Genomic DNA, 22152 nt, shown 5'->3' on the forward strand with positions numbered 1-22152 from the left:
CGATCATGGCCTCGATCTCGATCCGCAACCTTACCAAACGCTACGGCAATTTCACTGTGATCCCCGATCTCAATCTGGAGATCGCGGACCACGAATTCGTGGTTTTCGTCGGCCCGTCCGGTTGCGGCAAGTCGACCTTGCTCCGGATCATCGCAGGTCTCGAGCCCATTTCCTCCGGCGACCTCTACATCGGCGACACGCGCGTCAACGGCGTGCAGGCGGCGCAGCGCGACATCGCGATGGTGTTCCAGGATTACGCGCTCTATCCGCACATGCGGGTTTACGACAACATGTCCTTTGCGCTGGAGCTGCGGGGAACGCCGAAGGCGGAGATCGACGCGCGGGTGAAGCGCGCGGCGGCGCTGCTGCATATCGAGCCGTATCTCGACCGCAAGCCGAAGGAGCTCTCCGGCGGCCAGCGCCAGCGTGTCGCCATGGGACGTGCGATCGTGCGCAATCCAAAAGCCTTCCTGTTCGATGAGCCGCTCTCAAATCTCGACGCCAAGCTGCGCGGGCAGGTGCGCGCAGAGATCAAGGCGCTGTCGCAGGAACTCAAGACCACCATGGTCTTCGTGACGCATGACCAGATCGAGGCCATGACCATGGCCGACCGCATCGTGGTGCTTCAGAGCGGCACGATCCAGCAATACGACACGCCCGAGGCGGTCTACGAGCGGCCGGCCAACCAGTTCGTCGCCGGCTTCATCGGTTCGCCAGCCATGAATTTCTTCCCGGTCGAATGGCGACAGGAGCGTGCGATCCTTTCGCAAGGCGGAACGGTGGTGCCGTTGGGCGAGGAGACGGCAAACGGGTTGCGGCATGCCGGCAGCGCTGTGCTTGGCATTCGCCCCGAACATTTTGCCGTTGCCACCGATGCTGCCGACGGCATTACAGTGAATGTCAAGCTCGTTGAGCCGCTCGGCTCGGACACGCTGATCCATTTCGATCTCGCCGGCGCGGCATCCATCGCGCGGGTCGATCCGTCGCTACGACCGAAGGTCGGCGATCGCATCAATCTGCGACCGCAGCCCGGCAAGACGCATCTGTTCGATGCCGCAAATGGACAGGTCGTGCGGTGAGCGCATTGGTCAACATCGGCGATCTCTCGACGCTGGCGGACGTCGCGTCCAAGGCGAGGCCCGTGCACGTGATCTGTCTCGGGTTGTCCGCGCTCGACAAGGTCTGGCGCGTCGACCGGCCGTTCTCGGGTGGAAGCGAGAAGATCAAGGCCGTCGAGTACGGCACGCTCGGCGGCGGCATGGCCGCCAATGCGAGCGTTGCGGTCGCAAAGCTCGGCGCATCCGTCGCGTTCTGGGGGCGGGCAGGGAATGATGCTGCCGGGCACGAGATGAAGTCGGCTTTCACCGCGGAAGGCGTCGACATCGAGAATTTCCGGCTGTTTGCGGACGGCCGCTCGTCCGTCTCCGGTGTCATCGTCGACAATTCCGGCGAACGGCAGATCGTCAATTTCCGCGGTCTCTATCCGGAAGCAGCCGACTGGCTGCCGCTGGAGACCGTTGCCCGCGCATCCTCGGTGCTGGCGGATCCGCGCTGGGTCGAGGGGGCCGCGACGTTGTTCCGCGAAGCCCGCGCGCGCGGAATCCCGACGGTGCTCGACGGCGACATGGCCGATGCCGAGGTGTTCGAGCGGCTGTTGCCCCTGACCGACCACGCAATCTTCTCCGAGCCCGCGATCACGGCTTTTGGCGGCTCGGCCAAGGATGAAACCCTCGCCGCGCTCTCCCGCTTCGGGTGTCGCATCATCGCCGTCACGCGCGGTGAGGAGGGCGTGAGCTGGTACGAGAACGGCCGTCTGCACCGACAGGCGGCCTTCGCGGTCGATGTGGTCGACACCACCGGCGCCGGCGACGTCTTCCATGGCGCTTATGCCCTCGCGATCGGCGCCGGTCTCGACGTGCGCGACGCGATGGCGTTTTCGGCTGCGGCGGCCGCGATGAAATGCCGCCACGCCGGCGGACGCAACGGAATCCCCACCATCAACGAGTGTCTTGCATTCATGAGGACGAAGCCATGAGAACGATTGGAAAGAACCGCGGCCTGGCACGTCTGGCCGACGCGGACGGTCATTTTCGCATGGTCGCGCTGGATCAGCGGCCGCCGCTGTTTGATGCTATTGCGAAAGCAAAGGGGATTACGCGGGACCAGGTCGAATATTCCGACGTGACGGCGGCAAAGCGTCTGCTCGTCGAGAACCTCGCGCCGCATTGCAGCTCGATGCTGTTCGATCCGAATTTCGCGGTGCCCGCGGCGATCGATCTTCTGCCGCCGCGTTGCGGTCTCATCATGACCCTTGAAGAGCACCGGGTGGATGAGACCTCGGGCGGACGCAAGTCGCGGGCGATCACCGACTGGAGCGTTGAGAAGATCCGCGCCATGGGCGGCGACGCTGTCAAGGTGCTGGCGTGGTACCGGCCGGACGCCGATGCTGCGGTCAACGAGCATCAGAAGCGGTTCGTTCGCGAGATCGGGCAGGATTGCGCCCGTCACGACATTCCCTACGTCCTGGAACTGCTCGTCTATCCGTTCCTCGGCAGCGCCAATCACACCGCCGACTACGTGGAGTCGCCCGGAAAACTTCCAGGTCTGGTCATCGAGAGCGTGCGCGAGTTCGCCAAGCCGGAATATGGCGTCGACCTTCTGAAGCTGGAGAGCCCGCTGGCGGCCAACAGTCTGCCTGCCCGGGATGGCAGCGCCGAGGCGAAAGCCGCGCAGACGGAGTTCGATGCGATCGGCGACATCTGCCGCGCGCGCAGCATCCCCTGGGTGCTGCTCTCCGGCGGTGCCGCGCCCGAGAAATTCGAACGGGTGCTCGACTTTGCCTATGCCGCGGGCGCGGGCGGGTTTTTGGCGGGCCGCACGATCTGGCTCGATGCCGTCTTGAAGAATTTCCCGGACCGCGCGGCGGTTGCCGCCAGCCTGCGCAAGGACGGCCTTGGTGTGCTCGAACGGCTCAACGAGCTGACAAAGGCCAAGGGAACGCCGTGGAAGGCGCGCTTTCCCGTATTTACTGATATCAAGCGGGAAGGGGACTTCGCGCGCGCGTATTGAGCTGATGGCCGTTCCGCGTGGTCTGATCCCGATCGCAGGATCTGCAACATGACGTCTGACAGCTTCACAATCCGCTCGATCGAAGCGTTCTGCTATCGCTATCCGTTGGCAACGCCGGTGGTGACGTCGTTCGGCCGCATGCTCAACCGCCCCGCTGTCTTCATTCGCGCCGTCGATGAAGATGGCGTCGAGGGATGGGGCGAAGCCTGGTCGAATTTTCCCGCGCCGGGTGCGGAGCATCGTGCACGGCTCGTGAACGAGGTGCTCGCACCAGGTCTCGTCGGGCGCAAGTTCGACGGTCCGGCTCAAGCCTTCGAGAGCCTGACGAGGGGCACCGAAGTGCTGGCGCTGCAATGCGGCGAACCCGGTCCGTTTGCGCAGGCGATCGCGGGCATCGATCTCGCGCTATGGGACCTCTCGGCGCGCCGTCGGCGTTTGCCGCTGTGGCGGCTGCTCGGTGGGCACGGCAGCACAATCAAGGTCTATGCCAGCGGCATCAATCCCGGCGGCGCCACGCAGACGGCCGAAGCCGCACTCGAGCGAGGTCATCGCGCGTTGAAGCTGAAGGTCGGATTCGGCGCCGACATCGACCTCGCCAATCTCGCAGCCCTGCGCCAGATCGTCTGCGCGGGCATGCTCGCGGCGGACGCCAATCAGGGCTGGTCGGTCGAACAGGCGCTTCAGATGCTGGAGCGGCTCGGCGGGTTCGATCTGCGCTGGCTGGAAGAGCCCATCCGCGCCGATCGGCCCCGCGAAGAATGGCAAAGACTGAGGGCAGGCGCGGACATGCCGATTGCGGCCGGCGAGAACATCTCGAGCGCCGAAGGCTTCAGGCAGGTGCTGACCGAGGACGTGCTCGGCGTGGTTCAGCCGGACATCGCGAAATGGGGCGGGCTCACGGTCTGTGCCGGGCTGGCGCGTGACATTCTCGACGTGCGCAAGACGTTTTGCCCACACTATCTCGGCGGCGGCATTGGACTGCTTGCCTCGGCTCATCTGCTGGCCGGTATCGGAGGAGATGGCTGGCTGGAAGTCGACGCCAACGATAATCCGCTGCGCGATTTGCTTTGCGGCTCCCTGATCGACGTGCGTGAAGGCATGGTTCAGCTGAGTGACGACCCGGGGCTCGGAATAGTGCCGGATCTCTCAGCTATCGAGCGCTATCGCAGCATCTAGATGTGCGGGTTTGGGGTGTTCTTCGCCTAAAGTACCTCGGCCAAAGACTGGCCGTGCAGCTCGATGTTCAATCCCCGCATGCCGAGGTCGTTGATCTCGCCGCCCATCGCCTTCAGGCTCTCCTCGCGGATCAGGGACATCAGCCCGCGGCGCAGCGCCAAAAATTCCGAGGACATCATCATCGATTGGTGCCGCGGCCGTTCCAGCGGAATTGGGATCTCCGTCTTGATCGAGCCGGGGCGCGCGGTCATGCAGTAGACGCGGTCGGACAGGAAGATCGCCTCGTCGATGTCGTGGGTGACGAACAGCACCGAGATCTTCAGCCGCTGCCACATATTGGTGAGGATCTGCTGCATGATGACGCGGGTCTGGGCGTCGAGCGCACCGAAGGGCTCGTCCAGCAGCAGCACTTTCGGCCCCGTCGCGAGCGCGCGGACGATGCCGACGCGCTGCTTCATGCCGCCGGAGAGCTTTTCCGGGTAGTGCTTCTCGAAGGCCTCCAGGCCCGCCAGCCCGAGCAGCGTCCGGGCGGCGCGCTCGCGCTGCGAGCGCGGCATGCCGCGCATCTTCAGCCCGAACTCGACGTTCTCCCGCACCGTCTTCCAGGGAAACAGCGAATATTGCTGGAACATCATGCCGCGCTCGGCGCTGGGACCACTCACACGCTCACCGCTCGCGGTTGGATCGGCCATCGTTCTGCTCTTCGTCGTTCTCGCTTTGCTCTTCAATGGCTTCGTTCAGCCGGTGACCATTCTCACCGCGCTGCCACTGTCGATCGGAGGCGCTCTGGGATCGTTGCTGATGACGCGGATGTCGATGTCCTTGCCGGTCATGATCGGAATGCTCATGCTCATGGGAATCGCAGCGAAGAACTCGATTCTTCTCGTCGAGTACGTGATTGTGGCCCGGCGCGATGGTGGCCTTGATCGCACGCAGGCTCTGTTGGACGCCGCTCGGAAACGAGCTCGGCCGATCGTGATGACCACCATAGCTATGAGCGCCGGCATGTTGCCCATAGCCCTGGGCATGGGAGTGGATGCCGAGAGGCGGGCGCCGATGGCGATCGCCGTGATCGGTGGACTGTTCAGCTCGACAATTCTCAGTTTGGTGTACGTGCCCGCCTTTTACACGGTGATGGACGACCTCGAGCGCTGGGTCGGGAGAAGCCTTCGCAGAAGCTTTACGTGAACCGGTGATCCATTTGAAGCCAGGCGTCTGGTCGGCCTGGAGCATGCACACCGGAGCTCACGCCGGCCATGCCTGTCCGCCACCGTCGATGCGCAGCACCTGACCCGAGACGAAGGCGCCCATGGGTCCGGCGAAGAATTCGACGACTCGCGCGACCTCGTCGACGGTGGCGATGCGGTCGAGCGTGCCGGCCTCGACCATCCGGCTCGGATCGACTGCGCGGGTGCCGAGAAATCGGCCGGTGCGGGTGTCGCCTGGCGCGATGCAGTTGACCGCGATGTCGTAAGCGCGGAGCTGGTCGGCGAGACAACGCGTGTAATGCGTCACGCCGGCCTTCGCCACTGCATAGATCGAGCCGTTGGTGCGCCCCTTGAATGCGGCGACCGAGCCGAGCGTGACGATGCGGCCGCGCCGCCGCTCCATCATGCCCTTCGCGACCGCCTGGCAGGTCAGGATGGTCGAGAGCAAATTGCGTTCCAGCACCGCGCGCACGTCGGCTTCCCTGATGTGCACGGCGTCGTTCGGATCGGGCTTGCCGCCGGCAGCCGCGATATCGCCGCCGGCATTGTGGACGAGAATGTCGATCGGGCCGAGCGCGCCTTCCGTCTCGGCAATCACGCGTGCGATGTCCTCTCCCTCCGTGAGATCTCCGAGCACGCGTTGGCTGCGGACGCCATAGTCCTTGCCGATCTCCGCGGCCACCGCGGTCAGCGTGGTGCCCTCGCCATATTCCGCCGGCCCGTTCTCGCGCATGCCGTGGATGGCGACGTCAGCGCCGAGCGCGGCAAGCTTCTCCGCAAATGCGCGGCCGAGCCCGCGTCCAGCGCCCGTCACCAGCGCAACCTTGCCAACCAGAATTTTCGTAGTGCCATGCGATGCCATGATCTTCTCCGTTATGAATTGTCAGTCGGCCGCGAGGTCGAGGCCGATCGCCAGCGCCTGCACTCGAGGAAGCTAATCGCCTGCCGGTCGGTCTTGCCTCCTACGCTTTTACCAGCTCGACCAAGACTGCAACCGCGATCGGCTCGGCGATCGAAGCTGGCATGATGTCCATCAACAGCTTCGGTCTGGCTTTGCCCGAAGTGCCGTTCGGTGGCATCAAGGATTCCGGCTACGGCTCGGAAGGGGGCACCGAGGCCATGGAAAGCCTACCTCAACACCAAGTTTATCAGCCAGACCGGTCTGTAGGTGCGATGGTCCCAGACTCCGTGTTACCGCCTGTGCGAGGCTCATCGCTCGGCGGTAGGTCAAATCACGGGTTTTTCTTTGCTTATAAGTTCAATAATAGAATGAAGTAACCAGATATTGTAACGCGCGATATCCGGGCTGAGCGGGCATCCCCCCGTAACTGGGCATCGATACCAGCCAGTGGCCTAAAATTTATCGCACCAAACGTATAACTCCTCACAAAATCCCAAGCGCCTCGTCCTTTGTCAGGGGAGATACATCTAGCGCTTGACGAGTTCTAAAAAAGAACTGTAAGTTTGGGCAATGAGGCGGCCGATCCAAGAGCCGCAACGGTTGACGCGCTTGGCCATCGACGCTTGGCGAGCGCGCTCGATTTCGCACGGCATGACGCCTCGCGAGTCGTAGAGACACATAAGAATCGAACGGCGCACCGGAAGAGTGCGCCTCAGGGAGGATGCCGATGTTGCCGAGATGGAAGAGTCTTACCGTTCTGCTCGTGCTGTTGGGCAGCCCGGCATTCGCGGCCGACGAGCCCGGGGTTACGGCGACTGAAATCAAGATTGGCGGGGTGTTTCCGTTCAGCGGGCCGGCTTCATCGATCGGTCTCGTGGGCAAGGGGCTGATCGCCTACATACAGTCCCTGAATGATCGCGGCGGCATCAGCGGCCGCAGGATCAATTACGTCGCCTATGACGATGCCTATAGCCCGCCCAAGGCGGTGGAGCAGGTCCGCAAGCTCGTTGAGAGCGATGAAGTTGCATTCATGTTCGGCCAGCTCGGCACTCCCGCCATTTCGGCAACGTCAAAATACCTGAAGTCGAAAGGGGTGCCCAGCATCGCGATCGTCAGCGGATCGTCCAAGTTCACCGACGTCGCCAGTTACCCACTGATCACGACAGGCCTCGTCAGCTACGATACCGAGGGAAAGATCTACGCAAAATACCTCACGAAGGCCCTGCCGAACGCCAAATATGCGATCCTCTACCAGAATGACGACCTCGGAAAAGACTACGTCAACGCCTTCAAGGCGTTTCTCGGTAAGGACTATGATCGCAGGGTCGTCACCGCGTCCTACGAGGTCACTGAACCGACCGTCGATTCGCAGATCACCAACCTGAAGAGCTCCGGTGCGGATGCCCTGATGATCGCGGGCACGCCGAAATTCGCTGCGCAGGCGATCCGGCAGGCCTCTTTGATCGGCTGGAAGGCGACCGTGATCATCAACTTTCCGTCCGGTTCGGTTGGGGGCACGCTCACGCCGGCCGGCCTCGACAAGTCGACTGGCGTGATCGTCGGCACCATCAACAAGGATGTCGTGGATCCGAAGTGGAAAGATGATCCCGGCATGCAGGCCTATCGGGCGTTTATCGACAAATATCTGCCTGGCGTCGATATCACCAACGGCAGCTATCTCACCGGTTACCAGCAAGGCATCCTGCTCGAGCAAATCCTGAAGCAATGTGGGGACGACCTGTCCCGCAAGAATATCCTGGCGCAGGCCAAGAACCTCCGGGACTTCGTCGTACCGACCGCACTGCCGGGCATCAAGATCAACACCAGCGAAACCGAGAACATGATCTGGACGCAGATGCGCCTGCAGCGATGGACCGGATCGACTTGGGAAGCCTTCGGAGAGGTGCTGGACGCCAGGTCCGAATGAGCAGGTAACAGGCGAGAGGCGAGCGGCATTGAGCCGGCGCCGGCGTCCTGCGCGACTTGAGCGCAACGGGTGCGATCGCCATCCCGGTACTTCAGGAGATCAATTCGATGTCGACGAAGGCACTGACGTTTGCGCCGCGCGAGGTTTCAATCGAGCGCCGACCAGATGGCGCGCTCATATTGAGTTCGCCCCTCGAGTGGAAGCCGTGTGACTGGCGTATCACGGACTTCTTGCCGAGTTGGGCGAGCGCCACGCCGGACCGGATATTCCTCGCGCAGCGCAATGCGAAAGGCGGGTGGGACGAGATCACCTACGGCGAGGCATGGTCTCAGGTCCAGGCGGTGGGCCAAAGTTTGCTCGATCTGGGCGCAAAGCCAGCGGACAAGCTGGCCATCCTCTCCGGAAACTCGATCGAGAACGCCGTGGTTTCGTTTGCGGCGATGTCAATCGGCGTCATCCTGGCGTCGATATCGCCAAACTACACGCTGATGCCCGGTGGACTTGCTCGTCTCAAGGACATCGCCGAAGTGCTGCGCCCGAGCTTCGTGTTCGTCCAAAGCGGACGCGAGTTTTCCGCAGGCCGCACCATTCCGGAATTGGCGGCGGCGACCTGGATCAGTGTCGATAGCGCGCCGGACACGGTACCCTTCCAGACCCTGACAGCCAAAACCGCGTGCGACGGATTTGCCGGGGCATCTCATGCGGTCTCGTGCGACGCTGTCGCCAAGATACTCTTCACGTCGGGTTCGACAGGCTTTCCGAAAGGCGTGCTCAACACCCATCGCATGATGGCAAGCTCCCTGCAAATGGGCAGCCAGCTCGTGTCTCCTCCGGCTGCGCCAGTCCAGTTGGAGTGGCTGCCTTGGCACCACACGATGGGCAGCAACGTCATTCTTCACGGCATCCTCAAGAACGGCGGTACGCTCTATATCGACGACGGCCGTCCGCTGCCGCAGCTCTTTCACAAGACGGTCGCCAATCTCAAGGAAGTGTCGCCGACCGCCATGTTCAACGTGCCTGCCGGCTATAACCTCCTGTGTGACGCGGTCGAGAAGGATCCCAATCTGGGCGCCAGTGTATTCAAGCGGATGGACCGAATGAGTTATGCCGGCGCTGCAATTTCAAAGGACACGCTGGAGAAGCTCTATCGCTTGACACTCTCGGTGACCGGCCGGCGAATTCCGGTCATGTCGGGTTACGGTACGACCGAAACCGCCCCGACCATCAGTACGACCCATTGGGCGACAGATCGACCCGGCGAGATCGGTCTTCCCGCGCCGGGACTGCGGCTCAAGCTCATTCCGGTCTCGGATACTTACGAGGTCAGGGTCAAGGGACCCAACGTCACGCCGGGTTATCTCGGGCGGCCGGATTTGACGGAAATGGCCTTCGACGAGGAAGGCTTCTATCGCATCGGCGATACTGTCTCGTTTCTGGATCCGCAGAAGCCTGAGCTCGGGCTACGCTTTACCGGTCGAATTTCCGAGAACTTCAAGCTTGCGAATGGGACCTGGGTCTCGATCGGCAATATGCGCGCGGCAATCCTGGCCGCAACGCGCGGTGTCTTGCTCGACATGGTGGTCGCGGGCGAAAATCGTGAGGCGTGCGCGCTGCTCTGCTGGTTGAACCCCACGGAGGCCGCGCGAATCTCGAAAACTCCGGGTGCGGATTTGACCTCGGATCCCGCCGTGGTCGGATTCCTGCAGGATCGCTTTCGGGACTACAACGAGACTGTCGGAAGCAGCGAACGGATCTGCTCCTTCGTTCTGCTGAAAGATCCGCCATCAATGGCGGCAGGAGAGATCACCGACAAGGCCTATGTCAACCAACGCGCTGTGCTGAAAGTTCGATCCGAGCAGGTTGAGCGTCTCTACACACTTGAGGCTGGCGCCGACGTGATCCGGGTCTAAGAGCGAGCTTGTCGCTGTGCGGCCGTTACGGACTCCTGGCCGCCAGATCGCGTCTGCCGGTACCTTCTGCGGGATTGTTTGCCGCGGAACGGCTTCGGTGCAGGCCTCAGGCGGCCCGCGAGCGCGCCTTTGTTTTCGAGGTCGTCGGCGCCACTGCCGCCGGGGCGCTGCGAGCACCCGGCCCGGGATGAGTATGAACCTCCTTGGCCGACAGCGGCTCGCCGCACTCGGAGCACACCATGACCGGATCAAAATCTTTTCCGCACTTGCGATGCTGGTGCAGCAGGGGGCGGCCGCGCTCGTCGACCATGTGAGTATCGCCCCAATGCACGATTGCCATCATGATCGGATACAGATCGAGCCCCTTCTGGGTCAGGATATATTCGTGCCGCTTGGGGGATTCCTGGTAGGGAATGCGGCGCAGGATGCCTTGCCGAACCAACTTCTTCAGACGTTCGGCAAGCAAATGCCGGGTGATTCCGAGTGCCGACTGAAATCCCTCGAAGCGGCGTGTGCGCAGAAAGCACTCGCGCAGGATCAGAAGAGTCCAGCGATCGCCGATCACGCCGATAGTTCGGGCCATCGAGCACGGCTCTTCCTCGAGTTCCTTCCACTTCATCCATGCACTCCAGTCGCCGCCGCGGCACGGACCTCGTCTCGAATCGTTGCGGAGGCCGGCGCGGGATTTGCCATTCTAGATAGGTACTAAATTCCAAACAATACCCTTCCAGCCAAGACCAAATCAGCAGATTGCGGGATCGTTTGACAGTTCTATTTTAGAACTGTATGTTTGAGGAAAGTCAGGCCGGCGACCGATCGCCAGTGCAAGCACATGTTTCGGGGGAGGAGCCGAGATGACCTTGAAGATTGAATTCCAGTTCGATTTCGGCAGCCCGAACGCTTATCTGGCGGAGGTGGCGATTGCGGGCATCGAGCAGCGCACCGGCGCGAAATTCGAGTATGTTCCGGTCTTGCTTGGCGGCCTCTACAAGGCGACGGGCAATATGTCGCCGTTCGACTCGCTTCGTGGGATCAAGAACAAGCCGGAATATCAGGCGCTCGAGACCCAGCGGTTTATCCGCCGCCACAACGTCACGAAATTCCGCCAGAATCCCTTCTTTCCCGTCAACACGCTGATGCTGATGCGGGGCGCCGTGGCGGCCCAGTTCGAGGGCGTGTTCGAGTCCTATTTTCGCGCGGCCTATCACCATATGTGGGAGGAGCCGAAGAAGATGGATGACCTCGAAATCTTCCGGAATGCGTTCATCGCTTCGGGGCTCGATATCGACAGATTGATCGCTCGCGCCCAACAGGACGACGTCAAGAAGAGGTTGATTGATCTGACCAACGACGCCGTCAGCCGAGGCGCGTTCGGGTCGCCAACCTTCTTCGTCGGCAAGGAGATGTTCTTCGGCAAGGACCAGCTTCGAGACGTCGAGGAGTCCATCCTCGAGCAAACCAGGCCGGTCGCCAGGACGGCGTAGAGCTACGAGTTAACGAAGTTCAATTCAACCGGGAGACGATCCGTGCAAAAGAGAAACGCAACTGTCGCAGTGATCGGTGCCGGCGACTATATCGGCGGCGAGATCGCCAAGAAGTTCGCCTCTGAGGGCTTCACGGTGTTTGCCGGGCGCCGGAACGGCGCCAAGCTCGAGCCGCTCGTCAAGGAGATCGAGGCCACCGGAGGCGAAATCCACGCGCGCTCGCTGGATGCCCGCAAGGAGGAGGAGGTTATCTCCTTCCTCGCTGATGCCGACCAGCACGCGCCGCTCGAGGTCTGCATCTTCAACATCGGCGCCAACGTCAACTTTCCGATCCTCGATACGACCGAGCGGGTCTTCCGCAAAGTGTGGGAGATGGCCTGCTATTCCGGCTTTCTCGCCGGCCGCGAAGCCGCGCGGCTCATGCTGCCTCGCGGCGGCGGCAACATCTTCTTCACCGGCGCGACAGCGTCTCTCCGCGGCGGCAGCGGCTATGCCGCCTTTGCCAGCGCGAAGTTCGGCCTGCGGGCGGTGGCTCAGGCGATGGCGCGCGAGCTCGGCCCCAAGAACATTCACGTCGCGCATCTCATCATCGATTCCGGCGTCGATACGGAATGGGTGCGGCAGCGCCGGCTCGAGGCGCTCGGTCCGAATGCGCTCGACGATCCCGATCTCTTGATGCCGCCGTCGTCCGTCGCTGCGTCCTATTGGCAGCTTTATCAGCAGCCGAAGAGCGCGTGGACGTTCGAGCTGGAAATCCGCCCCTTCGGCGAGAAGTGGTAAGGAGGCCCTTACGATGGAGCTTGCGCTGTCTGCCGAGGACGCGGCTTTCCGCGATGAAGTGCGCGCCTTCATCGCGGACAATTATCCGGCGGAGATGCGCGTTCCCAATCCGGAGACCGACCTGACCAAGGAGCAGTCACTGCTCTGGCACCGGATCCTCCACAAGAAGGGCTGGATCGCGCCGCTGTGGCCCAAGGAGTATGGCGGGCCGGGCTGGACGGTCACACAGCGGTTCATCTTTGAGCAGGAAACCTCCCGGGCGGGAACGCTGCCGCCGCTTGCCTTTAGCGTGACCATGGTCGCGCCGGTGATCTACACGTTCGGCAACGAGGCGCAGAAGAAGAAGTTTCTGCCGCGAATTCTGTCCGGCGAGGATTGGTGGTGCCAGGGCTATTCCGAGCCAGGCTCCGGCTCCGATCTCGCAACCGTCAGAACCAAGGCGGTGCGCGAGGGGGACCACTACGTCGTCAACGGGCACAAGACCTGGACCACGCTGGCACAGCACGCCGACTGGATCTTCTGCCTGGTGCGAACCGATCCGAATGTGAAGCCGCAATCCGGAATCTCCTTCCTGCTGATCGACATGAAGTCGCCCGGCGTCACCGTGCGGCCGATCATCACGATCGACGGCAGTCACGAGGTCAATGACGTCTTTCTCGAAAACGTTCGGGTGCCCGTCGAGAACCTGGTCGGCGAGGAGAACAAGGGCTGGACGTACGCCAAATTCCTGCTCGGCAACGAGCGCACCAGCATGGCGGGCATCGGCCGGTCCACCCGCTATCTCCGGAAGCTGAAGCAGATCGTGAAGGCCGAGATACCGGCCGACGATCCGGCGCATCTGGAATTTCTACGCGACATCGCCCGCGTCGAGCTGGACGTGCTGGCGCTGGAGGCGACCGAACTGCGCGTCGTCGCCCAGATGGCGCGTGGCATCGATCCCGGTCCGGCGGCGTCGCTGTTCAAGATCCGCGGCACCGAGATCTTCCAGGACATCACCGAGCTCACGCACCGCGCGATCGGCAATTATGGTCTTGCGATCCGCGAGCATCCGATCAGCTCCAACCGCTTCGTGCCGGGCCCGGACTACGGCCACACCGCGTCCGAGAAATATCTGAACGCGCGCAAGCTCAGCATCTACGGCGGGTCCAACGAGATCCAGCGAAACATCATCGCCAAAGCCGTGCTCGGGCTCTAAGCAACGGCGGATCGGGAGGATCGGATGGATATTCAGTTCACGGAAGAGCAGGAATTGCTGCGATCCAGCGTTCAGCGCCTTCTGCGCGACCAGTATGATTTCGAGGCGCGGCGCAAGATCGTGGCGAGCGAGGAGGGGTTCAGCCGGACGCGGTGGAAGGTCTTCGCCGAGCTCGGCCTGCTCGCTGCGCCTTTTTCCGAGGACGCCGGCGGCCTCGGCGGCGGTCCGTTGTCGACCATGATCGTCATGCAGGAGTTCGGCCGTCACCTCGTCGTCGAGCCTTTCGTCGAAACGGTGGTGCTTGCCGGTGGCCTGATCGAGCAGCTTGGTACGTCCGAGCAGAAGCAGGGTTTCATTCCAGGCATCATCGACGGCTCCAGGATCTGGTCGCTGGCCTGGACCGAGAGAGCCTCCCGGTTTGATTTCGCCAGTGTCGCGACCAAGGCGCGGCGTGAGGGAGGCGACTACGTTCTGAGCGGCGAGAAGACCATGGTGATGGCAGCGCCGTGGGCGGATCATCTGATCGTCTCGGCGCGGACCGCCGGCGATAATCGCGACCGCGGCGGCGTCAGCCTGTTCGCGGTCGACCGCCATGCCGCGGGCGTCAATCTCCAGAGCTTCAAGACGATCGACGGACGCCGTGCCGCCGACATCAGTTTGCGCGAGGTCCGCGGGCAATTGCTGGGAGCAGAAGGCGAGGGCGTTGCCGCGCTGGAAACCTGTCGTGACCGCGCGATCGGCGCGCTCTGCGCCGAGGTCGTCGGCGCGATCGGCGAGCTGAATGCCGCAACGCTGGACTATTCGAAGACCCGCAAGCAGTTCGGCACCACCATCGGCTCCTTCCAGGCGTTGCAGCATCGCATGGTCGACATGTTCATTGCCCATCAGGAGGCGCTCTCCCTGATGCAGCATCTCAATCTCAGCCTCAACGCCCGTGATTCAGGCCTGTCGCGGCTCGCCTCCGGGGCCAAGTCGAAGATTGGCTATGCCGGAAAGTTCGTAGCCGACCAGGCGGTGCAGCTTCACGGCGGCATGGGAATGACCGACGAGCTGAACGTCGGACACTATTTCAAGCGAATCTCCTCCATCAACATCCAGTTCGGCGATCCCGCATTCCACGTCCTGCGCTACGCGCAGCTGGATGCGGCCGCGTAAAAGAAGAGGCCAGCATGACGACTGAAGCAGTCATCGTTTCCACCGCCCGGACGGCCGTCGGCAAGGCCTATCGTGGCGCGCTCAACAACACGGACGGCCCGACCATGGCCGGGCATGTGATGGCCGAAGCCGTGAAGCGCGCCGGCATCGCGCCGGGCGAGGTCGAAGACGTGGTGATGGGCTGCGCGATGCAGCAAGGCACCATGGTGATGAATGTGGCGCGCAAGGGCGCGATCCGCGCTGGCCTGCCCGTGACGGTGGCCGGCACCACGATCGACCGGCAATGCGCGTCCGGCCTGCAGGCCATCGCCGTTGCCGCGCGCTCGGTGATGCTTGATGGGGTCGAAGTCGCCATCGGCGGCGGGATCGAGTCGATCAGCCTCGTGCAGAACGAGCACATGAACAAGTTTCACGCCGTCGACGACGAGCTGATGGCGATGAAGCCAGAAATGTACATGTCGATGCTCGATACGGCGGAGGTCGTCGCCGAGCGGTACAGGATCGGCCGCGACAAGCAGGACGAGTACAGTCTCGAATGCCAGCGCCGTGTCGGTGCCGCATTGCAGGCCGGCCGCTTCAGCGACGAAATCGTGCCGTTCACGACCAGGATGGCGCTCGTCAACAAGGAAACCAAGGAGGTCACCTACGAACAGGTGACGCTCACGAAGGACGAGGGTCCGCGTCCGGAAACCACGGCCGAGGGCCTTGCCAAGATCAAGCCGGTGTTCGAGGGCAAGACCATCAGCGCGGGCAATGCCAGCCAGCTCTCGGACGGTGCTTCGGCCTGTGTGATCACGAGCGGCAAGTTTGCAGCCAGCAAGGGGCTGAAGCCGCTCGGCATCTTCCGCGGCTTCGTTGCCGCCGGCGTCGAGCCGGACGAGATGGGTGTCGGCCCGGTCGCTGCGATCCCGCGCCTGCTCAAGCGCCATGGTTTGAGGATCGACGACATCGATCTCTGGGAGCTCAACGAGGCGTATGCGGTGCAGGTAATCTATTGCCGCGACAAGCTCGGCATCGATCCGGACAAGCTCAACGTCAATGGCGGCTCGATCGCGATCGGCCACCCCTACGGCATGACCGGCTCGCGGCTCACCGGCCACCTCCTGATCGAGGGACGGCGGCGCAAGGCGAAATACGGCGTGGTGACCATGTGCATCGGTGGCGGCATGGGCGCCGCGGGCTTGTTTGAAATCATCCACTGAGCGGAAACGCGGGGAGATCATTCGTGAAGACAGCGATCACTGAACTGTTCGGTATCGAACATCCGATTATCCAGGGCGGAATGCACTATGTCGGCTTCGCCGAAATGGCGGCCGCGGTATCCAGCGCCGGCGGGCTCGGCTTGATCACGGGCCTCACCCAGCGGACGCCGGAGCTGCTTGCCAAGGAGATCGCGCGCTGCCGGGACATGACGGACAAGCCGTTCGGCGTGAACCTGACGTTCCTGCCGACCTTCAGCGCGCCGCCTTATCCGGAGTACATCGCTGCCATCAGGGAGGGCGGCGTCAGGATCGTCGAGACCGCCGGGCGCAGCCCTGAACAGTACATGCCGGCCCTGAAGGCGGGCGGCATCAAGGTGATCCACAAATGCACCTCCGTCCGGCATTCGCTGAAGGCCGAACAGATCGGCTGCGATGCCGTCAGCGTCGACGGCTTCGAGTGCGGCGGTCATCCGGGCGAAGATGACATGCCGAACATGATCCTGCTGCCACGTGCGGCCGAAGAATTGAAGATCCCGTTCGTGGCCTCCGGCGGCATGGCCGACGCGCGCAGCCTGGTTGCGGCGTTGGCGATGGGAGCCGCGGGAATGAACATGGGTACGCGGTTCATCGCCACCAAGGAAGCGCCGGTGCACGAGAACGTCAAGAAGGCGCTGGTCGCAGCGTCCGAGCTCGACACCAGGCTCGTCATGCGCGCGCTCCGCAACACGGAGCGAGTCCTGAACAACAGGGGCGTCGAGAATCTGCTCGAAATCGAGCGCGAGAAGGGCAAGAGCCTCAAGATCGACGACATCCATGATCAGGTGGCAGGCGTCTATCCCAGGGTGATGATCGACGGCGACATGGACGCGGGCGCCTGGAGCTGCGGTATGGTCGTCGGACTCATTCGCGATATTCCGACCGTGAAGGAGCTGATCGACCGCATCATGGCGGACGCCGAGCGATTGATCAGGGGCAGGCTGACGGGATTCCTTGACGCCGACAGCGGGGCCACGCTCAAGGTCGCGTGAAACCACGGCTTGGCGATCCGCGCTGCAGACGACATTTCGTCGTCTCTGCGCGGGCTGGAAGCTCCGGCCGTGATGGGACCGTCATCAGCGAATATCTTGGGCCATCCCGGAGCAGGCGATGCGTTACGCAAAGGACCATGGGCAGCACACCCGCAGACGCATCGTTGAAAGTGCTTCCCGCGGTCTGCGCCAGGCCGGCGCCGATGGCTTGAGTGTGGCCAACCTGATGAAGCTCGCCAATTTGACGCATGGCAGCTTCTACGCCTATTTCAAATCGCGCGATGCGTTGGTCGTCGAAGGGCTCGCCCTGGCCATGGATCGCACGATCGTGCATTGGCTCAGTCTTACGCAGGGGCTGCCCGCCGGGAAGGGATTCGACGCACTTGTCGAGTCTTACCTGAGCCCCCGCCACCGTGACGATCCGGGGCGGGGCTGCGCGCTGCCGGCCTTGGCGGCCGATATCGGGCGGTCGGGTCCGGAGGCGCGGCGCACCCTTGAAAGGGGGCTCGGCAAGATGATCGATATCATCGCGCGGTTGACCTCGGGGAGGCCGTCATCGGATGTGAGACAGACGGCCGCCGGCGCAATTGCGACCATGGTCGGTTCGGTCGTGCTGGCGCGTGCGGTCGACGACAAGCGTTTGTCCGACCTCCTGCTGGAGGCCGGACGGCAGGCTTTGGGCAATTCCGTTGCGTGCGACTGCGAGAGAGCGCATTCGGCCGACAATTGAGACCTGTCTTAACCGATGTTGGCTTCAGGGCGGTGCAGGCCGATGGCGGAGGCAAACGACCGTGCCTCCACCATCGGCCGCAGCCGTGGCGGCTACGCAGCCATTCGCAGCAGATCGACGATTTCGGCTTGATCGTTGAAGGGGCGCGGATTGGCTTTGACGAAGCGATGGTTGATCGCGATTTCGCTGATCTTGCCGAACTTGTCTTCGCCGATGCCGACCTCGGCGAGGCGGCCCGGTAGTCCAAGTTGCCTGACGAACTCCGCAAAGGCGTCTGCCGCGTCCCCACCGGGAGCACCCAAAGCTGCCGCCAAACGCTTCTGCGCGTCATCGGTGAACGGCTTGTTATAGCGAAGAAGGCTCGGCATGATGACGGGCGTGCAATAGTAGTGAGGTACCCCGAAGGTCCCGCCAAGCACGTGGCCGATGCCGTGACTTGCGCCCATGGGAACGCGTGCCTGCAGTCCAAAGGACGCAAGCCATGAGCCGTATTGACACAAGCGGCGCGCCTCGAAATCGTCGGGTTGCTGCAGGGTCCGGAGCATTCCCTCGCGCAGCTCGCGGATACCCGCCAGAACCACTTCGTCAGCAAGGGGAGTGCCAGCTGGCGAGCACAATGCTTCGATGCCGTGATCCATGGAGCGAGTGCCCGATCCCATCCAGAGATTCGAAGGCGTGTGAAGTGTGAGGGCAGGGTCGAGGATGACTGCCACCGGCATCATGTGGGGGTGAAAGAATATTTGCTTCAGCTTGTTGCGCTCATCGGTGACAAGCGCTGCGGCATTGTATTCGCCGCCATTCAGCGTTGATGGCACGGCGATCTGCCGGACTGCAGGCGCGCGGAACGGGGAATGGCTCACGCCCGGTCCCATGGGGAACGGATCGAAGCCCGCTTCATCGCGGATATCGTGCTCCATCGCCATGATGACGATCTTGGCGAGGTCAACGGCAGAACCGCCGCCGACGGCCACGACGAGATCAGCGTGGGCTTCCTTGGCGTGGAGGGCAACTTCGGCGGCTTGCTTGCGCGTGGTGTGCTGTGCGATTCCGTCGAAGGTCGCGGCATGCTTGTCGCCGAGCGTATGCCGGATTTTCTCAATCTCGTCGGTCTTGGTGTTCAAGGTGCGGCTGACGATAAGGAAGACGCGCGTTGCCTTTAGTCGTTCCGCTTCTTCGTTGATGGCCTCAGCCGCCGGTCTGCCATAGATCACGCGATCAATTGCCGGAAAATTGTGTGCTCCAGTGCTGCGCATTTTTATCCTCCCATCGGAACTGCGGTCGAAGCCGACATAGTCTTTTATATTATGAGTATCATGCAATAGTGGTTCAAAAATATCGCACCACCTCTGTTAGACGGCCTTCGCCAGGTTCCACGCGAAGCACTGGCGAGGACTTGCCGGCTTCGCGCGCCATCATCCGTCGCCGCCCTTGCCCCGTCGAAAAGTCTCAGCCACATCATGTCTCTTGCAGCTGACTCGGACGCGCCAGTTTCCTGATGCCAATTGAGTGAAGGGCACTAGGCATGTGCACTCCAGTTTTCGTGTGCACCGAAAGGCCAAAACGGGTAGGGCTGGTCGGGAAAAGCTAACGCCGAACGCTGCGATGGTCTTCGGCGTTTGCAGTATATCTTGCACCGCAACCGCCAAGGCCTGCGCACGAATGTTGCTCGATGCTCTCGAACTCCTCGCGTGTCATCTTGCCGATACAGGATGCCCCGACGGTCTCGAAAGCCGAGACGATCGTGGGGTCTTTCGCACGCAGAAGCGTGGAGAATGGCACCGGCCGACGGGCCTAACGCTCTGCGAGATTTGAGTGTCTCAGAGACGCACCCCGGTCGTAGCAAACGCTTGGGCGACGGGCTCCTGGACCCGATTCAAGACCACCACTCCCGCAATCGCGATCACGATGGCCGCGACGCAGCCAAGAAGAAAAGCCTTCATCCGCAGCCTCCTTCGATCGAAACGTCAAGGTGTTTATACGACACGGCTTGCCGCGAGCAAACTCGTTGATCGCACCAAGGCACAGGCGATCTTATGGGCTCTTGAAGATGGGATCGATGGAAAATCCATCGCCCAACAAGCCTACGGACCGAAGCGCCGCGCTATTCAGGTCGACTTCCAATATCGCAAGAAGAAGCGCAAGCACGATGGCAACGAGGATCAGGAAGGGCGAGGCTTCCCGGGAAATGGGATCTTGCGGCCCATCAAGCGCGCGCAGAGCGCGTAGCCGCGCCATCATCCGCAGAAATGGCCGCGTTGGCCCCTGCATGTCAGTCGTCCTTGACGTGACCAGCAAGAGACTAGTCTTCGGACCACCGGCGTTCAAGCGGAGGAGGGCGAAGTCGGGTTATTGCAATGCACGCTCCGGAACGGAAGGCCGTGTTGCCCGGTTGAGTACACGCACCGGAGGATCCGACGTGAAATTGCCAACAACGATCTTGTGCTTCGCAGCACTCTGCTTCTTCCAGAGCGCCTCCGCCCAACCCGCGCAAACCAACTCATCTGCGCCACCAAGCCCTCCCGAGGAGAAGGGTCAACCACAGCCGCAAGGCTGGACGGGCCCAATCAATACAGGTTCGGGTGGCGCGCCCGCCGAGAGTCCCCAAGGTCAGAGTCCGCCTGGAATGCAGGCCGCGCCTCACGGATCGTCCAAGAGCACGACGGCACCAGCCAAGTAGATCGGTTCGGATATTCTCCTCCGTCCGCTGTTCTGGCAATCTGAGAGCGTGAACGTGACGCGGCGAGGGTCAATGAAACTACCTTTCTGCGCGGGCGGCGCCGCAGCCTTGTGGGCCATCTTTGCCGTATCATCCGTGCACGCCGACATGGCGGGACACGGCGGCCCCGTGCGGGCTCTTGCTATTTCCCCCGATGGGAACGGACTCTTGTCCGGCAGCTTCGACTCAGCCGCCATTCGGTGGTCGCTAAAGGGGGAGACAGCGGAGGAGGTGCTGCGGTATCATGCTGATGCAGTCAATGCCGTCGCCTTTCTGAGCGACGGCCGCATGGTCACGGCGGGTGCCGATGCACGAATTGCGGTCTGGATGGCGGGCAGGCGGCAGCCGGATCGGGTGTTCGAGGGACACGTCGGTCCAATCGTCGCACTCGCGGTCTCTCCCGACGGCGCGCTGCTCGCGTCGGCTTCATGGGATCGGACGGTGCGGCTCTGGTCGCTGTCGGACGGCGTGTCGCGCGTGCTCGAAGGGCATTCGCAGAACGTCAACGGCGTCGCCTTCACGTCGGACGGGAGGTCGCTCGTCAGCGCCGGCTATGACCTTACGTTGCGCATCTGGCGGTTGTCGGACGGCCAACCTGAAGTCGTGACGTTGCCGGCTCCGCTCAACGTGGTGGCCGTGGCGCCGGACGGTGAAATCGTCACAGGCGGGGTCGACGGCATGCTGCGGATGCTGACCATGGACGGCAAGGTCAACGGCGAGGTATCGGCCGGCCCAACACCAGTGGTGGCCTTGGCGATGTCGGCCGACGGCAAGCTGATTGCCGCGGCCAGCATCGGAGGCACAGTGGCGATCATCGATCGCAAGTCGCGCAGCCTGCTACGCACGCTGGTCGGGCCTGGGCTGCCGGTGTGGTCGGTTGCCTTCCTTCCGGATCGCGAGACGCTGATGACGGGGGGCGCGGACGGCAAGATCAGGCGGTGGAATGCACGCACTGGCGATCCCGTCGGCTCGAGTCTGATGGGCTCACCGGCCGATCCGCTTGCTGCCTATGCCGGCGATCATGGCGCCGACGTATTCCGGGCGTGTGTTGCCTGTCACACGCTGTCGGACAAGGAGGTCCAGCGCGCAGGCCCGACCCTTGCCGGATTGTTTGGCCGTAAGATCGCATCGCTGCCGGGCTACCGCTTCTCCGATGCCCTGAAGACGATGGACATCGTCTGGACGCCGGAGACGGTTGCAAAGCTGTTCGAGGTTGGACCGAACGCCTACACCCCCGGTACCAAGATGCCGGAGCAGCGCATCGGCTCGCCCGAGGATCGCCGCGCGCTCACCGATTTCCTTGGCCGCGTGACATCGCGATAGCTGCCTCTCAGATCGAATCCCAATTGTCCATCGGAAGATCCCTCATCTCCGGATGTTGCTTGAGGATCTGAATGACGTCGATGCTGGGGTGCTCCTTGAGCGCTTCCGCGACGCAGTGATTGACGTATTTGCGACGCGACAGCCATGCGATCTTCTTGCCCTTGGCCTCGGCTTTGCAGGCGGCGATCGCCTGTTTCACGGCAACCTTTTGTGCCTTGGTCAGTGGAGGAGCGGCAGCTTCGGCCGCTGCGCCGGCGAAAGCGATGGAGATCAAGCACGTCGACAGAGTTGTGATCAAACGAGACATGGTGATGCTTCCCCCGGTTTCCTACCCCTGCGTAGATGTCT

At 62.6% G+C, this 22152-nt stretch carries 21 protein-coding genes and 2 pseudogenes; 17 read left to right on the forward strand and 6 right to left on the reverse strand.

What is annotated here, in order from left to right; all coding sequences use genetic code 11:
* The first annotated feature begins 5 nt into the window (after nt 1-5).
* From A3AS_RS0102750 to A3AS_RS0102765, 4 genes are read left to right on the forward strand one after another with little or no spacing between them, the layout of a single operon-like run.
* Nucleotides 6-1079 carry an ABC transporter ATP-binding protein gene (locus A3AS_RS0102750; protein ID WP_018316076.1) on the forward strand — a complete coding sequence of 358 codons (1074 nt, stop codon included), beginning with the start codon at nt 6-8 and terminating at the stop codon, nt 1077-1079.
* Entirely contained in the window at nt 1076-2035 is a 960-nt protein-coding gene (locus A3AS_RS0102755) for a sugar kinase (protein WP_018316077.1), read from the forward strand. The genes A3AS_RS0102750 and A3AS_RS0102755 overlap by 4 nt, the downstream gene beginning before the upstream one ends.
* On the forward strand, nt 2032-3069 hold the full coding sequence (locus A3AS_RS0102760) for a tagatose 1,6-diphosphate aldolase (protein WP_018316078.1): 1038 nt from the start codon (nt 2032-2034) through the stop codon (nt 3067-3069). The genes A3AS_RS0102755 and A3AS_RS0102760 overlap by 4 nt, the downstream gene beginning before the upstream one ends.
* Before the next feature lie 48 nt (nt 3070-3117).
* Nucleotides 3118-4245, forward strand: a complete 1128-nt coding sequence (locus tag A3AS_RS0102765; RefSeq protein ID WP_018316079.1) for a mandelate racemase/muconate lactonizing enzyme family protein — start codon at nt 3118-3120, stop codon at nt 4243-4245.
* A gap of 26 nt (nt 4246-4271) precedes the next feature.
* Here A3AS_RS0102765 and A3AS_RS43185 read toward each other — a convergent pair.
* A pseudogene (locus A3AS_RS43185) lies at nt 4272-4925 on the reverse strand (ABC transporter ATP-binding protein); the annotation flags it as partial.
* Here A3AS_RS43185 and A3AS_RS44690 point away from each other — a divergent pair.
* The gene (locus tag A3AS_RS44690; protein ID WP_084674783.1) at nt 4879-5433 is read left to right on the forward strand and encodes an efflux RND transporter permease subunit; all 555 of its coding nucleotides are present in this window, start codon (nt 4879-4881) and stop codon (nt 5431-5433) included. The pseudogene A3AS_RS43185 and the gene A3AS_RS44690 sit on opposite strands and share 47 nt — an antisense overlap.
* A gap of 57 nt (nt 5434-5490) precedes the next feature.
* On the opposite strand, the gene A3AS_RS0102785 is transcribed toward A3AS_RS44690, so the two are convergent.
* Nucleotides 5491-6315, reverse strand: coding sequence for an SDR family NAD(P)-dependent oxidoreductase (locus tag A3AS_RS0102785; protein WP_018316082.1), 825 nt, complete (start codon nt 6313-6315; stop codon nt 5491-5493).
* Between the two features lie 59 nt (nt 6316-6374).
* Here A3AS_RS0102785 and A3AS_RS44695 point away from each other — a divergent pair.
* From A3AS_RS44695 to A3AS_RS0102800, 3 genes and pseudogenes are all read left to right on the forward strand, one after another.
* A pseudogene (locus A3AS_RS44695) lies at nt 6375-6621 on the forward strand (aldehyde dehydrogenase family protein); the annotation flags it as partial.
* Nucleotides 6622-7081: 460 nt separating this feature from the next.
* Complete coding sequence (locus tag A3AS_RS0102795; RefSeq protein ID WP_026201600.1) at nt 7082-8281, forward strand: ABC transporter substrate-binding protein; 1200 nt, start codon at nt 7082-7084, stop codon at nt 8279-8281.
* 107 nt (nt 8282-8388) lie between these two features.
* Nucleotides 8389-10191, forward strand: a complete 1803-nt coding sequence (locus tag A3AS_RS0102800; protein ID WP_026201601.1) for an AMP-binding protein — start codon at nt 8389-8391, stop codon at nt 10189-10191.
* 106 nt (nt 10192-10297) lie between these two features.
* Here A3AS_RS0102800 and A3AS_RS0102805 read toward each other — a convergent pair whose 3' ends face one another.
* Nucleotides 10298-10810: a helix-turn-helix domain-containing protein gene (locus A3AS_RS0102805; protein WP_018316086.1), complete on the reverse strand. Its 513-nt coding sequence runs from the start codon at nt 10808-10810 to the stop codon at nt 10298-10300.
* A gap of 235 nt (nt 10811-11045) precedes the next feature.
* Here A3AS_RS0102805 and A3AS_RS0102810 point away from each other — a divergent pair, with 235 nt between their 5' ends.
* The 7 genes from A3AS_RS0102810 (at nt 11046) to A3AS_RS43190 (ending at nt 17765) form a co-directional block, all read left to right on the forward strand.
* A complete protein-coding gene (locus tag A3AS_RS0102810; RefSeq protein WP_018316087.1) occupies nt 11046-11675 on the forward strand; it encodes a 2-hydroxychromene-2-carboxylate isomerase in 630 nt (209 codons plus the stop codon).
* A gap of 42 nt (nt 11676-11717) precedes the next feature.
* Nucleotides 11718-12455, forward strand: coding sequence for an SDR family oxidoreductase (locus tag A3AS_RS0102815; RefSeq protein WP_018316088.1), 738 nt, complete (start codon nt 11718-11720; stop codon nt 12453-12455).
* A gap of 13 nt (nt 12456-12468) precedes the next feature.
* On the forward strand, nt 12469-13650 hold the full coding sequence (locus A3AS_RS0102820; protein WP_018316089.1) for an acyl-CoA dehydrogenase family protein: 1182 nt from the start codon (nt 12469-12471) through the stop codon (nt 13648-13650).
* Nucleotides 13651-13674: 24 nt separating this feature from the next.
* On the forward strand, nt 13675-14805 hold the full coding sequence (locus A3AS_RS0102825; RefSeq protein WP_018316090.1) for an acyl-CoA dehydrogenase family protein: 1131 nt from the start codon (nt 13675-13677) through the stop codon (nt 14803-14805).
* Nucleotides 14806-14819: 14 nt separating this feature from the next.
* Nucleotides 14820-16007: an acetyl-CoA C-acyltransferase gene (locus A3AS_RS0102830; protein WP_018316091.1), complete on the forward strand. Its 1188-nt coding sequence runs from the start codon at nt 14820-14822 to the stop codon at nt 16005-16007.
* Nucleotides 16008-16030: 23 nt separating this feature from the next.
* Complete coding sequence (locus A3AS_RS0102835) at nt 16031-17035, forward strand: nitronate monooxygenase family protein (RefSeq protein ID WP_018316092.1); 1005 nt, start codon at nt 16031-16033, stop codon at nt 17033-17035.
* 118 nt (nt 17036-17153) lie between these two features.
* A complete protein-coding gene (locus tag A3AS_RS43190; RefSeq protein WP_018316093.1) occupies nt 17154-17765 on the forward strand; it encodes a TetR/AcrR family transcriptional regulator in 612 nt (203 codons plus the stop codon).
* Nucleotides 17766-17857: 92 nt separating this feature from the next.
* Here the strand turns inward: A3AS_RS43190 and A3AS_RS0102845 are convergent, their stop codons facing one another.
* A complete protein-coding gene (locus A3AS_RS0102845; protein WP_018316094.1) occupies nt 17858-19018 on the reverse strand; it encodes an iron-containing alcohol dehydrogenase in 1161 nt (386 codons plus the stop codon).
* A 331-nt stretch (nt 19019-19349) separates the two neighbouring features.
* Nucleotides 19350-19544, reverse strand: coding sequence for a dihydroxy-acid dehydratase (locus tag A3AS_RS49935; protein ID WP_157644193.1), 195 nt, complete (start codon nt 19542-19544; stop codon nt 19350-19352).
* 126 nt (nt 19545-19670) lie between these two features.
* Between A3AS_RS49935 and A3AS_RS47000 the strand changes: the two genes are divergently transcribed.
* Nucleotides 19671-19991: a hypothetical protein gene (locus tag A3AS_RS47000; protein WP_157644194.1), complete on the forward strand. Its 321-nt coding sequence runs from the start codon at nt 19671-19673 to the stop codon at nt 19989-19991.
* 523 nt (nt 19992-20514) lie between these two features.
* Nucleotides 20515-21804: a c-type cytochrome gene (locus tag A3AS_RS0102860; RefSeq protein ID WP_026201603.1), complete on the forward strand. Its 1290-nt coding sequence runs from the start codon at nt 20515-20517 to the stop codon at nt 21802-21804.
* A 7-nt stretch (nt 21805-21811) separates the two neighbouring features.
* Here A3AS_RS0102860 and A3AS_RS0102865 read toward each other — a convergent pair whose 3' ends face one another.
* Nucleotides 21812-22111, reverse strand: a complete 300-nt coding sequence (locus A3AS_RS0102865) for a hypothetical protein (protein ID WP_049814759.1) — start codon at nt 22109-22111, stop codon at nt 21812-21814.
* Nucleotides 22112-22152: the final 41 nt, after the last annotated feature.

Origin of the sequence: Bradyrhizobium sp. WSM2793, from assembly GCF_000379585.1 — a bacterium.
Taxonomy (GTDB): Bacteria; Pseudomonadota; Alphaproteobacteria; order Rhizobiales; family Xanthobacteraceae; genus Bradyrhizobium.

Coding starts and splice junctions, on each gene's coding strand:
- A3AS_RS0102760 (WP_018316078.1), top strand. CDS start 2,032: ATGAGAACGATTGGAAAGAACCGCGGCCTGGCACGTCTGGCCGACGCG.
- A3AS_RS0102825 (WP_018316090.1), top strand. CDS start 13,675: ATGGATATTCAGTTCACGGAAGAGCAGGAATTGCTGCGATCCAGCGTT.
- A3AS_RS0102765 (WP_018316079.1), top strand. CDS start 3,118: ATGACGTCTGACAGCTTCACAATCCGCTCGATCGAAGCGTTCTGCTAT.
- A3AS_RS44690 (WP_084674783.1), top strand. CDS start 4,879: ATGCCGCGCTCGGCGCTGGGACCACTCACACGCTCACCGCTCGCGGTT.
- A3AS_RS0102805 (WP_018316086.1), bottom strand. CDS start 10,810: ATGAAGTGGAAGGAACTCGAGGAAGAGCCGTGCTCGATGGCCCGAACT.
- A3AS_RS0102860 (WP_026201603.1), top strand. CDS start 20,515: ATGAAACTACCTTTCTGCGCGGGCGGCGCCGCAGCCTTGTGGGCCATC.
- A3AS_RS47000 (WP_157644194.1), top strand. CDS start 19,671: ATGGCCGCGACGCAGCCAAGAAGAAAAGCCTTCATCCGCAGCCTCCTT.
- A3AS_RS0102785 (WP_018316082.1), bottom strand. CDS start 6,315: ATGGCATCGCATGGCACTACGAAAATTCTGGTTGGCAAGGTTGCGCTG.
- A3AS_RS43190 (WP_018316093.1), top strand. CDS start 17,154: ATGCGTTACGCAAAGGACCATGGGCAGCACACCCGCAGACGCATCGTT.
- A3AS_RS0102865 (WP_049814759.1), bottom strand. CDS start 22,111: ATGTCTCGTTTGATCACAACTCTGTCGACGTGCTTGATCTCCATCGCT.
- A3AS_RS0102800 (WP_026201601.1), top strand. CDS start 8,389: ATGTCGACGAAGGCACTGACGTTTGCGCCGCGCGAGGTTTCAATCGAG.
- A3AS_RS0102750 (WP_018316076.1), top strand. CDS start 6: ATGGCCTCGATCTCGATCCGCAACCTTACCAAACGCTACGGCAATTTC.
- A3AS_RS0102830 (WP_018316091.1), top strand. CDS start 14,820: ATGACGACTGAAGCAGTCATCGTTTCCACCGCCCGGACGGCCGTCGGC.
- A3AS_RS0102845 (WP_018316094.1), bottom strand. CDS start 19,018: ATGCGCAGCACTGGAGCACACAATTTTCCGGCAATTGATCGCGTGATC.
- A3AS_RS0102795 (WP_026201600.1), top strand. CDS start 7,082: ATGTTGCCGAGATGGAAGAGTCTTACCGTTCTGCTCGTGCTGTTGGGC.
- A3AS_RS0102820 (WP_018316089.1), top strand. CDS start 12,469: ATGGAGCTTGCGCTGTCTGCCGAGGACGCGGCTTTCCGCGATGAAGTG.
- A3AS_RS0102810 (WP_018316087.1), top strand. CDS start 11,046: ATGACCTTGAAGATTGAATTCCAGTTCGATTTCGGCAGCCCGAACGCT.